Genomic DNA, 12,883 nt, shown 5'->3' with positions numbered 1-12,883 from the left:
CTTTATTTATTTGTTGGAGTTCCTACAAGGAAGGATTCTTATGGCATTTGCGGCATACCGGATAATACGCCTCGTTGCCTCCGATCTGAATCTGCTTGCCGGTGTATACGGGCTTGCCGTTCTCGACCCGCAGCGTCATGGTGGCTTTCCGCTCGCAGAACCAGCAGATCGTCTTCATTTCCTCGATTTTATCCGCATAGATGAGCATATACTTGCTGCCCTCGAACAAATTGTTCTGGAAATCATTCTTCAGGCCAAAGGCCATCACCGGAATGTCCAGTTCATCGACGATACGGACGAGCTGTAAAATGCTGCTTTTGTTCAGGAACTGGCATTCGTCGATCAGCACGCAGTGCGGCTTCGGCTCATTCGAGCTGACGATGCCGAATATATCGGTGCTCTCATCGATGGCGATGGCCTGTCTGCGCAGACCGATCCGTGAAGACACGTATCCCACTTCGTCCCGGTTGTCGATGGCGGAGGTAAAGATCAGTACAGACTTGCCCTGTTCCTCATAATTGTGGGCGACCTTCAAAATTTCGATGGATTTACCACTGTTCATGGAACCGTATTTGAAAAATAATTGTGCCACTGGCTATCTGTCCCTTCCCTGAAAATGCGACCTCTCTAGAGTATCACACTCCCGCCGCGGCAGGCCACCATAAAAAGAGCATCGCTGGTCACCAGTCCGCCGAATCTGTTAAAATAACGTCATGCCAACCTGCCGCTATTTGACAGCGCAGGTTTTTAGTCCGAGCATTTTGCATTGAACGATGCCAAATGCTGATCCGGTTATTAATGAAGGAGAGGAGTACGCCGAGCATGACAGAGAATCAGGATTCATACAAGGAACGGATGTCCAGTTTGAAGGAAAAAGGCGCCCTGCCGCCCGAAGCGGAGAACCTCATGGAAGAGCTGCTTACGAGGCTGGCGGAGGCGGAACGGAGCAACCTCGCGCTTCGCCGCGCCGCGCTCAAAGCGGCAGGAGGCCAGACTATGTCCACCCGGCTGAGGGATGCCTTGTATGAATAGAAGGGAAGCCTATGTCCATTCTGTTTAAGTTCCTCAAACCTTACAGGACTGCCGCGATTCTGGCACTCGTGATGATGCTGATTGAACTGGCGGTCGAGCTGTCGCAGCCCTATCTCATTTCCAAAATTATCGACAACGGCATACGCAGTCATGATTTAACCGTGGTGTGGACATGGGGAGGATTTCTCGTGCTCAGCGCCGCCGTGGCGTTCTCGGCCGGGATTCTGAGTTCCTTCTTCGCTTCCCATGCGAGCCAGGGGTTCGGCTTCGATATGCGGGACCGGCTCTATGAGAAAGTGCAGTCGTTCACGTATGCCGCGTTCAACCGTTTTGCAGCATCTACACTGATTACCCGGCTGACAGGAGATGTCTCCCAGCTTCAGGATGCGGTATTTACCGGACTGCGGTTCATGTCCCGCATTCCGCTCGTGGTGCTCGGCAGCGTGGTCATGGGGCTGGTGGTGCAGTGGCGGCTCGGACTCGTGCTGACCGTGACTGTCCCGGTCATGATCGTTCTGCTGATGCTGCTGATGCGCCGGTCCTCCAAGATGTTCCGAACCGTCCAGAACAAGCTGGACAGTGTCAACGGAGTCGTTCAGGAGAATCTGACCGGCATCCGCCTGATCCGCGTCTTCGTGCGGATGGGCTATGAAGTTGCCCGCTTCGCCGAATACAGCCGGGATCTGATGCGCAGCACAATTTCGGCCCTCCGGCTCACCGAGACGGCGATGCCGTTCGTCCTGCTGCTGATGAATGGCGGCATTCTGGTGCTGCTGTGGTTCGGCCGCATTGAAATATCCCACGGGAACGCCACGCTGGGGCAGACGGTTGCCGTGATCAACTACACGCTGCGCGCCGTCGGCGGACTATCGGCGCTGTCCGGCATCGTGGCCGCCTTCTCCCGGATGCGCGCGTCCGCGCTGCGGGTGGGAGAAGTGCTGGACGCGCCTGGAGTTGAGGATACCCGCCGTAGCGGAGTCACAAATCTAGAGAATGGCGTGAATAATGCCAGTATGGCAAACCCGCCCCAGCGCATTAAGGGAGCTGTCTCCTTCGAGCATGTGTCATTCCGCTATCCGGATAGCGGCATCGCCGTTCTGGAGGACATTTCGTTCAAGGCCGAGCCCGGCGAGGTCGTGGCGATAATGGGAGCGACCGGTTCGGGCAAGACGTCGCTCGTCTCGCTGATCGCCCGGCTGTATGAACAGACGGAGGGCGTCGTCCGGGTAGACGGCCGGGACACGCGCGACCTGAATCTCGCCGGTCTGCGCAGCGCGATCGGGTACGTTCCCCAGGAGGTGCTGCTGTTCTCGGGCACCGTCCAGGGCAATATCGCCTGGGGCAACGAGAAGGCGGGGCTTTCCGAGATTGAAGCCGCCGCCCGGGCCGCGCAAATCCATGATACGATCATGAGCCTTCCGGATGGTTATGATGCCCTGCTCGGACAGCGGGGAGTCAACTTGTCCGGCGGGCAGAAGCAGCGACTCAGCATTGCCAGGGCGCTCGTGCGCAAACCGTCCATCCTGATTATGGACGACAGCACGAACGCGCTCGATGCCGTTACGGAAGCTGCGCTGCTGTCGGAGCTGCAGAAGCTGTCGTGCACCACATTCATCATCACCCAGAAGATCGCCTCGACGGCGGCAGCCGATCTCATTCTGCTGCTGGATGAAGGCAGGCTGCTGGCGGCAGGGACCCATGAGCAGCTGCTGGCCGGCTCCAGTCTGTACCGGAGCATCTGCGAGTCGCAGGAGGGAAAGGAGAACCTTCATGTTCAAAACCGTGCTTGAACCGTTTCGGCACCCGAGGCCCGTCTTTGAGCTGGGCGAAGGCCGGGCTCTCGGAGCAGGCCGCGGCGGAGGCAAAGCTCCGGTCAAGGCCAAGGACTGGTCCTCTACACTGCGCCGTCTGTGGATGTATTTGGCCGAGCGCAAGCTGAAGCTTGGACTGGTTCTGCTGATGGTTGTGCTGAGCTCCGGGCTTTCCCTCCTGGGACCCTACATGATCGGCAGGGCTGTCGACCATTATCTGGAGGGAGGCGGAGCGCATTGGGGACTGTTCCTGGCGGGACTTGGAGCAGTCTACGTCCTGGTCGCCGTCACATCGTGGCTGCAGAACATCTGGATGATCGAAATATCCCAGGAGACGGTATACCGGATGCGCACCGAGCTGTTCTCACATCTGAACCGTCTGCCGATTTCATTCTTCAACCGGCGCCAGCAGGGGGAGATCATGAGCCGTCTGACCAATGATATCGAGAATGTCAGCTCGAACCTGAACAGCTCGGCGATCCAGATCTTTTCCGGCGTGCTTACGCTGGCGGGAACACTGATCGTCATGCTGACGCTCAGTCCGCTGCTTACGCTGCTGACCTTTATCGTCGTGCCGCTGATGGCGGTGGGCATGCGCTGGATTACCCGGCGGACAGGCCCGCTGTTCAAGCAGCGGCAGCGCAATCTGGGCGAGCTGAACGGCTATATCGAAGAGACGCTGTCGGGGCAGCGGGTCATCAAGGCGTTCGGCCAGGAGGAGAGGGTCATCTCCGCCTTCAGGGAACGCAACAGCACCATTATGCTGTCCGGTTTCTGGGCGCAGTCGATTTCCGGCTTTATCCCGAAGCTGATGAACGGCCTCAACGATTTGAGCTTCGCCATTGTCGTCGGGTTCGGGGGCATTCTGGCGATCCGGGGCTCGATAACGGTCGGCATTATTCTGGTCTTTGTCGAATATACCCGGCAGTTCACGCGGCCGCTCAACAACTTGGCGAATCAGTGGAACAGCGTGCTGTCCGCGATCGCCGGCGCGGAGCGGGTGTTCGAAATTCTGGACGAGGAAGTAGAGGTCAAGGACGAGAGCGGAGCGCATGATGCAGGTGAACTGCGTGGAGAGGTTAAATTCGACGGGGTATCCTTCTCCTACAGCGGGGACGGCGATACGCTGCATAATATTACGTTCGAGGCCAAGCCGGGCGAAATGATCGCGCTGGTCGGTCCGACCGGAGCGGGGAAGACGACACTGATCGGCCTGCTCTCCCGCTTCTACAATCCTTCGAGGGGCGTCATCACAGTCGACGGGCGTAACCTGGCGTCCATCACCCGGGAGAGCTTGCGAAGCCAGATGGCGTTCGTGCTGCAGGATACGTTCCTGTTCAAGGGAAGCATCCGGGACAATATCCGTTACGGCCGGCTGGATGCCACCGACGAAGAGGTGGAGCGCGCGGCCAGATTGGCCAACGCCCATTCGTTCATCATGCGTCTGCCCGGCGGGTATGACCGTATGCTTGACGTCGATGGCGGCGGCATCAGCCAGGGGCAGAAGCAGCTGCTCGCCATTTCCAGAGCGATCCTGGCCGATCCGGCAATGCTGGTGTTAGATGAAGCAACGAGCAGCATCGATACCGTAACCGAGCTGAAGATCCAGGAAGGACTGCAATCGCTGATGAAAGGACGAACCAGCTTCGTGATCGCTCACCGGCTCGGAACCATTCGCCAGGCGGACCGTATTCTTGTGCTAAGCGGCGGAAGATTGGTGGAGCAGGGAAATCATGTGGAGCTGGTGGAACAAGGCGGTCTGTACAGCGAGCTTGTGAGCGGGGGAATGAAGCATTGACCGAAGTCGGCAGGCTGATGACCTTTTTTGGCGAACGGAACACTGAAGAAGCTAAATTTTAGCCGTGGCAACAGTCGGGACATTAGCCCGTGACAACAGTCGGGAGAAGAAGCCGTGGACGGGGGACCGTCACACGGCTTCTTTCGTTTCGGTAAGTCGGCCGGCACGTCGGCTGGTCCATCTTTTTCCAAGTGCGATTGCAGGCTTCTCCACATACTTATAAGACAGGACGGACAGCAGAATGGAGGCTGCGAGCGCAATAATGAGGGTTGCCCAAAGAGGCAAAACATTATGGAACGCATACACGGAGGCAAAGAGTGCAATACAGTGATATAGATACAGGCTGTACGAAATATTTCCGAGGAAATGGATAGAATGGATTTCGAGAACCCCGGAGATTTTAGGCGAAGCAAGAGAGGTTGAGATCAGAACACATACGCCGGCCGCAATTCCCCAGTCGGAGAGCAGAGACAGCCATATCCCTTCCGCCTTGAAGAGTCTCTTCAAGACAGCGTCGGCGATACCGGCATACGTGTAGATCATCAGCCCGGTAGCTAGCAGCACATATTTCATCGAGACGCTTAAACGCATGATCCGGGCGATAAGTCCTGCCTTGTGTTTGGCAAGCAATGCCCCAATAATAAAGAACGCCATGTAATGCAGCGTGAAATAGAGATTGGAGGATATCGGCAGCGGATTGGCCGGTCTAATAAGATGATTAAGCAGGAGCGCCAGCCCGGAGAGCAGCAGTCCGAGGGCAAGGCTGGTCTTCCAGCCGAACCGGATAATAAATGTCATCAGAAACGGAAAAATGAGCGAAATCCGAAGCTCGATGCACAGCGACCACAGCACGGGGTCAAGCGCATAGTCCTTGAAGCTGCCAAGCAAAAGGAGGTGGTCTCCGATCAGCCCGGGGGTCAGGGGAAAGCTCCATACATCCGTGAAGAAGCTGCTGTAGCCTGGCATCGAGCCTTCCCTGTAGAAGGCCAGATAGGTGAGCAAAGCGCAGGCGACCGCCGCGATATAGGGAATATAGATCCGGCACACCCGCTTGATTAGAAAATGAGAAATCCGTACCTTGGCGCCCTGTGCGTAAAAAGGGAGAGAGAGCACGAAACCGCTGAGCACAAAGAAGAAAATGACTGCTTCATGGCCTGCCTTGAAGATGCGCAGGGGCGTATAATTCAACATTTCCAGCCACCATAAGCCGGTAAAAATAAATAAAAAATGGTGAATCAGAACTGTAGCGGCCGCGAGCCCTCTTAAGGAATCCAACTGATGGTACCTCTTCACTAATCCGCACCCCCACATGTTTGAATTACTAAGATTATACATAAATATGATTCTTTTCAATATCGAACGGAAGAGGGATAGACCGGAATTCAATCTCTTCAAAACAGCGGGTAATAACGAAGAAATAGTCAAATTCGTTCGTTATAATGCGCTTTCTTTCGCGAAAAATGCAAATCAATCCGGTTCGAGGATTCTTCCCAAACACAAATCCCTGACGAAGGACCTGCTTGAGCAGCCATTCAGTTTCCCGGAAAATGAGAGCGGAGTCATAGGCGGGTAAGCAGAGGCAGCGCGAAATCCCGCACTTTTGCACCGGGTCAGGCGAACAGACTGCGAGCGTTACAGCTCGAATGCCTGCCAGCCTGCGGGACAGAGGGCCTAATGCCGGGCCGAAAGTGATATCATCTGTCAGTGGCAATGTCGAACCATGATTGTCCTTACATTTTGATAAATGGCTTGCATCTGGATAGATCCATGAATCCGTCCGTTTCGCCGTTCCTTCTCTCCGGGCCGAAAAGAGAGTACAATAGAAAGGATTCTGTGATTATGCGTATAAAGGAACGGGAGGATACATATTCATGACCATTTCATGTGATGTGGCGATTTTGGGAGGCGGAACAGGAGGGTACGTCGCGGCCGTCCGGGCAGCCCAGCTCGGCAAATCCGTTGTTGTCATCGAACAGGACAAGCTGGGCGGAACCTGCCTGCACCGGGGCTGCATTCCGAGTAAATCGCTGCTGCGCAGCGCCGAGGTATATGCCGATATTGCCGAGAGCGATCAATACGGCATTGAAGTCTCCGGCGTGAGGCTCGCGTTCGATAAGGTCCAGCGCCGCAAGGAAGCCGTCGTGGAGCAGCTGCACCAGGGCGTTCAATATTTAATGCGCAAGAACAAGATCCAGGTTCTGAAAGGTAAAGGAAGGGTCATCGGCCCTTCGATCTTCTCGCCGAGAAGCGGCGCGGTTGCGGTCGAACTGGAGGACGGAGAGGCCGAGACGGTGGTGCCGGACCGCCTGATCATCGCCACGGGCTCGCGTCCCAAGGTGATTCCGGGCTTCGAGCCGGACGGCGAGTTCGTGCTTACGAGCGAGGAGGCTCTGCAGCTTGAGGAACTGCCGGAATCGATGCTGATTATCGGAGGCGGGGTCATCGGGGTCGAATGGGCTTCGATGCTGGCTGACTTCGGCGTGAAGGTTACGGTCGTGGAAGCGGCGGATCAGCTGCTGCCGAGAGAAGACAAGGAAGTTGCCCGTGAACTGCTCCGTCTGCTCAAGAAACGGGGAGTTCAGTGCCTGACGGGCGTATCCGTTACGCCGGGTAGCATTTCGAGAGAGGGAGACGGAGCCACTGTCGAAGTCGTGAAAGCCGGACAAGCGCAAACATTGCGGGCAGCGAAAATTCTGGTCTCGGTCGGCAGATCGGCGAACATACAGAATATCGGCCTTGAAAATACGGATATCCGCTTCAGCCAGGGCGTCATCGAGGTGAACGCCAATATGCAGACGAGCGAGCCGCATATTTACGCGATCGGCGACTGCATCGGCGGGCTTCAGCTGGCGCATGCCGCGAGCCATGAAGGCATCATGGCGGTGAATCATCTGGCGGGTGAGAGCCTTCATCCGTATCATCCCCATCTCGTTCCCCGGTGTGTGTACACCCGGCCCGAAGTTGCAAGCGTCGGATACACGGAGCAGGAGGCGAAGGAACTGGGTCATGAGACGGCAATCGGCAAATTCCCGTTCTCGGCGATCGGCAAGGCGCTCGTGCAGGGCTCCAAAGACGGATTCGTCAAAGTGGTCGCCGACAAGGCGACCGGCGATATTCTCGGCGTCCAGATGATCGGCCCGCATGTCACCGATCTGATCGGGGAAGCCTCGCTAGCCCAGCTGCTGGACGCGACTCCCTGGGAGGTTGGAGAAGCGATACATGCTCATCCAACGCTGTCCGAAATTATCGGAGAAGCAATGCTGGCCGTTGACGGACGGGCCATTGGAATGTAAGGAGGCCGCCGCCTTGAGCGGCCCTTTTCTTTTTAAGGAGAAACGCTATATAATAGATGGAGATACGTCTTAGTACCTGGTTTTAAGATCAGATCAGTATCATCGTCCGGACTTGCTCCGGACCCAGAATGAAGGAGGTACCTCCACAATGGATATACAAGACACAGTTCAAGGCGTCAACCGGCATGAACCTCTTGGCTTAACCGACGGCCAGGTCATCGACATGTACAGGTATATGCTGCTTGCGCGCAAGTACGATGAACGCAGTCTGCTGCTTCAGCGGGCGGGGAAGATCAACTTCCATGTGTCGGGCATCGGCCAGGAAGCGGCGCAGGTTGGAGCCGCGTTTGCGCTTGACCGCGAGAAGGACTATTTCCTGCCCTATTACCGCGATTATGCGTTCGTGCTGTCCGTCGGCATGACGACCCGCGAGCTGATGCTGTCGGTCTTCGCCAAGGCAGATGACCCGAACAGCGGAGGACGTCAGATGCCCGGTCATTTCGGCAGCAAGCGGCTGCGGATTGTTACCGGCTCAAGCCCTGTAACGACACAGGTTCCACATGCGGCCGGCTTTGCTCTGGCTGCCAAAATGCGCAGAGAGCCTGCGGTTTCTTTTGTGACCTTCGGGGAAGGCTCAAGCAATCAGGGCGATTTTCATGAAGCATGCAACTTCGCCGGCGTGAACAACCTGCCGGTTATTATAATGTGCGAGAACAACCAGTATGCCATATCCATTCCGGCCCACCGCCAGCTTGGCGGGAAGGTCAGCGACCGGGCTCTCGGCTACGGCTTCCCGGGTATTCGCGTGGACGGCAACGATCCGCTTGAGGTGTACAAGACCGTGAAGGAAGCCCGCGAGCGGGCGCTCCGCGGGGAAGGGCCGACGCTGATCGAAGCGATGATGTACCGGCTGTCTCCCCATTCGACGTCGGACAATGATCTGGCTTACCGGACCAAGGAAGAGGTCGAAGAGAACTGGAAGAAGGACGGTGTTGCGACATTCCGGCAGTACTTGACCGCACTCGGACTGTGGGATGAGGATAAGGAGCGCGACCTCGCCTCCCAGATTAACCTGGAATTGAAAGATGCGATCGAATACGCCGACAATGCGCCGTTCCCGAAACCGGAGGACACGCTGCTGCATGTGTACAGCGAATCCGAGGGAGGAGTATAGGCTATGGCGATGATGGAATATATCGATGCCATCCGGCTGGCGATGAAGGAAGAAATGGAGCGGGACGAGAACGTCTTCGTGCTCGGTGAGGATGTGGGCGTCAAGGGCGGCGTCTTCACCACGACCAAGGGACTTCAGGAGCAGTTCGGAGCGGATCGCGTTCTGGATACGCCGCTTGCGGAATCGGCGATTGCCGGCGTGGCAATCGGGGCGGCGATGTACGGCATGAAGCCGATCGCGGAGATGCAGTACTCGGACTTCATGCTTCCGGCAACGAACCAGATTATCAGCGAAGCGGCCAAAATCCGCTACCGGTCCAACAATGACTGGAGCTGTCCGGTCGTTATCCGTGCGCCGATCGGCGGCGGAATCTTCGGCGGGCTGTATCATTCGCAGTGCCCGGAATCGATTTTCTTCGGCACTCCGGGTCTTAAGATTGTCGCTCCTTATTCGGCTTACGATGCCAAGGGGCTGCTGAAGGCGGCCGTGCGCGATCCGGACCCCGTGCTCTTCTTCGAGAACAAGAAGTGCTACAAGCTGATCAAGGAAGACGTGCCGGAAGGCGACTATACCGTTCCGATCGGCGAAGCCAATTTGCTGCGCGAAGGCGATGACATTACGGTAATTGCCTACAGTCTGCCGCTGCATTTTGCCATGCAGGCCGCAGAGGAGCTGGAGCGGGAGCAGGGCATTACGGCTCATGTGCTCGATCTGCGCACCCTGCAGCCGCTCGACAAGAACGCCATCGTGGAGGCCGTTCGCCGCACCGGCAAGGTGCTGATCGTTCATGAGGACAACAAGACGGGCGGCGTTGGCGCCGAGGTGGCGGCCATTATCGGCGAGGAATGTCTCTTCGACCTGGACGCTCCGATCTTCCGGCTGTGCGGACCTGACGTTCCGGCCATGCCGATCAGTCCGCCGATGGAGAAGTTCTTCATGCTGAGCAAGGAAAAAGTGAAGGCCGAGATGCTTCGTCTGGCGCAGTATTAAGACAAGGATAACAGGCGCAATCGGTCCCTAAAGGACGGAATGCGAAGACATAAGCCCCGCAGCAGAGCGGGGGCCTCTTAAGGAGTGAAAGTATGGTAAGCAACAAGCAGTTGACGGATGTGGCAATGCCCCAGCTCGCGGAATCACTCGTATCGGCCACGATCGGCAAATGGCTGAAGAAGCCGGGAGATCCGGTGGAGCAGTACGAGCCGCTGTGCGAAGTCATTACCGATAAAGTGAACGCCGAGCTGCCGTCCACGGTGGATGGCGTAATGGGCGACATTCTGGCGGAGGAAGGGCAGACGGTCGCTGTCGGCGAAATCATCTGCCGCATCGCCGTGCCTTCGCCCGGGGCGACCCCGGAGGCCGCGCCTCAGGCCGGCGCGGCGGAACCTGCGCCGGCCCCTGCGGGCCGGCCGGCGGCTCCCGCTGCCGCTGCGCAGGCAGCGGGCGGATATGCGGCGCAGACCCGCGCCGCATTCGACCCGGACGCGCCGATGCGGGCGCGTTATTCACCCGCCGTGCAGAGCCTTGCGGCGCAGCACGGCATCGAGCTGACCGCCGTACCGGGAACCGGGCTCGGCGGACGCGTGACGCGCAAGGACGTCTTGGCGTACCTTGCGCAGGGACCGGCGGCGGCTTCGCAGACGCCGGTGGCTCAGTCGCCGGCGCCTGCGGGCGCGCCGGCAGCACGTCCGGCCGCGCAGCCGCAGGCCGCGGCCATCCCGGCAGCGCCTCTGGAGGCGGAGGCGCTGCCGCCGGTGCGGCATTCCGGACTGCATCTGTCCGAAACGCCGCGCATTCCGGAGATCGAGGTGGAGAGCGGACGCTCGGAATACCTGATCGACGTAACGCCGATCCGGAACACGATCGCCACCCGGATGCGCCAGAGCGTAGCGGAAATTCCGCATGCCTGGACGATGATCGAAGTGGACGTGACGAACCTGGTGCTGCTGCGCAACAAGCTGAAGGACGAATTCAAGCGCCGCGAGGGCTTCAACCTGACTTACCTGGCGTTCCTGATGAAAGCTGTCGTCAGCGCCATCAAGGATTATCCGATCATGAACTCCGTCTGGGCGGTCGACAAAATCATCGTCAAACGGGATATCAATATTTCGCTCGCTGTCGGCACCGAGGATTCGGTCATGACCCCTGTTATCAAGCGGGCGGACCAGAAGAACATAGCCGGACTTGCCCGGGAAATCGACGAGCTGGCGATGAAGACGCGTGAAGGCAAGCTGCGGCTTGACGATATGCAGGGAGGCACATTCACCGTCAACAACACAGGCTCGTTCGGCTCCATCCTGTCTTATCCGATCATCAACTATCCGCAGGCTGCGATTCTGACCTTTGAGTCGATCGTGAAGAAGCCGGTCGTCATCAACGATATGATCGCTGTACGCTCCATGGCGAATATTTGCCTGTCGCTGGACCACCGGATTCTGGATGGCGTCATCTGCGGCCGGTTCCTGCAGCGGGTGAAGGACAACATCGAGAGCTACAGCCTCGATACGAACGTCTACTAAGCAAGTAAAACGAACGAAGGCTGTTGCTGTTGGCCGCCTTTTGGCAATTCCAACGGGTGAAGCGGTGCGAAGAACAGCGTGGCAGTGAATGGGTCTTGTTGACACCAGTTAGGGCCAGACGCCGCCGCAGCCTGCTTTTTTAATAGGTCCGGCGGCTATCAAGGGAAGGGAGATGCTAGAGCATGAACAACACGGAAGCGCGCAAGCTTGAAATATCTTATATTCCCCTGATCGAATACGGCCAGGCTTGGGAGATGCAGAAGGAATCGGTGCGCGCGATTGACGCGGGCGAGCGTCCGGAGCGGCTGATCTTTCTGCAGCATCCGCCGACCTACACGATCGGATCGCAGAATCATCCGGAGCATCTGCTGATGAGCCCCGAACAGCTCAAGGCGGAGGGTATTGCGGTATTCAAAATCGACCGCGGCGGCGACATCACCTATCACGGGCCCGGCCAACTGGTCGGCTATCCGCTGCTGACCATCGGCGAGCAGGGAAGAGTCGATCTGCACGGCTATTTGCGTTCCCTGGAGCAGGTGATCATCGATTATCTGGCGGAGTTCGGCATTGAAGGCAGCCGCAAGCCGGAGTATACGGGCGTCTGGGTAGGCAATGTGAAGATCTGCGCCATCGGCGTTAAATTCAACAAGAGCAAGACGCGCAAAGGCTTCGTGACCAGCCACGGCTTCGCCTTCAACATCCGGGAAGGGATTGCCCAGGAAGGCTTCCGGGGCATTATTCCCTGCGGCATTTCGGAGTACGGGGTTACGTCGCTGGAGGAATGCACCGGACGGCGCTTTGAGATCGAGGAGGTTGCGGCGGCACTGGTGCCGCATTTTCTGAGAGCTTTTCCATATGGAACTCTGGTATCCGACTGGGAAGGGTTTCCCGCCGAAGCGAAATAACGGCATCCGCATGAAGGCGGCGCTGCCAACTGTGCCTTGCGAGCCGCCCATGCAGAGCCATTATCATGTCAAACGGCGGCCCGGAAATTCCGGGCCGCCGTTACTAACGAAACCAAATTCGGGAGCTTGCCTCGCGCTATGCGGTCAGCCTGCCAGAAAAGGCTCGATAACCACAAGCAGCGTGGAAGCGATCATAGCGATCAGCATGAGATAGATGAAGATGCGAAACCATTTTCGACGTTGCATGAGTAACTCCTTTGGGGTTTGGTGTAAAATATAAGACATTATAAGTATTGGCTTATAACAGGTCTTCTATTTCTCGGTAAACGTCCGGCGCCTAAAGGACGCCGTCAG

Annotated in this window: 11 protein-coding genes; 8 read left to right on the top strand and 3 right to left on the bottom strand. The window is 57.4% G+C overall.

The genetic code is table 11. The features are described 5' to 3' along the window. Positions 1-22 precede the first annotated feature (22 nt). A complete protein-coding gene (locus tag PSTEL_RS17370) occupies positions 23-592 on the bottom strand; it encodes a thymidine kinase (RefSeq protein ID WP_038697237.1) in 570 nt (189 codons plus the stop codon). A gap of 230 nt (positions 593-822) precedes the next feature. Between PSTEL_RS17370 and PSTEL_RS17365 the strand changes: the two genes are divergently transcribed. Genes PSTEL_RS17365 through PSTEL_RS17355 form a run of 3 tightly spaced genes read left to right on the top strand, consistent with a single transcriptional unit; the run spans position 823 to position 4,641 of the window. Beyond that, a complete protein-coding gene (locus PSTEL_RS17365; protein ID WP_038697235.1) occupies positions 823-1,032 on the top strand; it encodes a hypothetical protein in 210 nt (69 codons plus the stop codon). Positions 1,033-1,043: 11 nt separating this feature from the next. Next, positions 1,044-2,822, top strand: a complete 1,779-nt coding sequence (locus PSTEL_RS17360) for an ABC transporter ATP-binding protein (RefSeq protein ID WP_038697233.1) — start codon at positions 1,044-1,046, stop codon at positions 2,820-2,822. Then, on the top strand, positions 2,803-4,641 hold the full coding sequence (locus PSTEL_RS17355; RefSeq protein WP_038697231.1) for an ABC transporter ATP-binding protein: 1,839 nt from the start codon (positions 2,803-2,805) through the stop codon (positions 4,639-4,641). Before PSTEL_RS17360 ends, PSTEL_RS17355 begins: the two co-directional genes overlap by 20 nt. A gap of 129 nt (positions 4,642-4,770) precedes the next feature. Here the strand turns inward: PSTEL_RS17355 and PSTEL_RS17350 are convergent, their stop codons facing one another. Continuing rightward, positions 4,771-5,934: an acyltransferase family protein gene (locus PSTEL_RS17350; RefSeq protein ID WP_169744597.1), complete on the bottom strand. Its 1,164-nt coding sequence runs from the start codon at positions 5,932-5,934 to the stop codon at positions 4,771-4,773. 578 nt (positions 5,935-6,512) lie between these two features. On the opposite strand from PSTEL_RS17350, the gene lpdA reads away from it, so the two are divergent. The 5 genes from lpdA to lipB all read left to right on the top strand — a co-directional run bounded on the left by lpdA (position 6,513) and on the right by lipB (position 12,529). Further along, positions 6,513-7,934, top strand: a complete 1,422-nt coding sequence (gene lpdA / locus PSTEL_RS17340) for a dihydrolipoyl dehydrogenase (protein ID WP_038697225.1) — start codon at positions 6,513-6,515, stop codon at positions 7,932-7,934. A 148-nt stretch (positions 7,935-8,082) separates the two neighbouring features. Then, positions 8,083-9,108, top strand: coding sequence for a thiamine pyrophosphate-dependent dehydrogenase E1 component subunit alpha (locus PSTEL_RS17335; protein WP_038697223.1), 1,026 nt, complete (start codon positions 8,083-8,085; stop codon positions 9,106-9,108). Between the two features lie 3 nt (positions 9,109-9,111). Beyond that, positions 9,112-10,098 (top strand): alpha-ketoacid dehydrogenase subunit beta, encoded by a 987-nt coding sequence (locus PSTEL_RS17330; protein ID WP_038697221.1) that lies wholly within the window; start codon positions 9,112-9,114, stop codon positions 10,096-10,098. A 92-nt stretch (positions 10,099-10,190) separates the two neighbouring features. Continuing rightward, positions 10,191-11,624 (top strand): dihydrolipoamide acetyltransferase family protein, encoded by a 1,434-nt coding sequence (locus PSTEL_RS17325; protein ID WP_038697219.1) that lies wholly within the window; start codon positions 10,191-10,193, stop codon positions 11,622-11,624. Positions 11,625-11,806: 182 nt separating this feature from the next. Next, entirely contained in the window at positions 11,807-12,529 is a 723-nt protein-coding gene (gene lipB / locus PSTEL_RS17320) for a lipoyl(octanoyl) transferase LipB (protein WP_038697217.1), read from the top strand. 144 nt (positions 12,530-12,673) lie between these two features. Here the strand turns inward: lipB and prli42 are convergent, their stop codons facing one another. Then, positions 12,674-12,775: a stressosome-associated protein Prli42 gene (gene prli42 / locus PSTEL_RS27700; protein WP_156995898.1), complete on the bottom strand. Its 102-nt coding sequence runs from the start codon at positions 12,773-12,775 to the stop codon at positions 12,674-12,676. Between the last annotated feature and the right edge of the window lie 108 nt (positions 12,776-12,883).

Origin of the sequence: Paenibacillus stellifer (assembly GCF_000758685.1) — a bacterium.
Taxonomy (GTDB): domain Bacteria; phylum Bacillota; class Bacilli; order Paenibacillales; family Paenibacillaceae; genus Paenibacillus_AQ; species Paenibacillus_AQ stellifer.
This window is presented reverse-complemented; position numbering and strand designations above follow the sequence as displayed.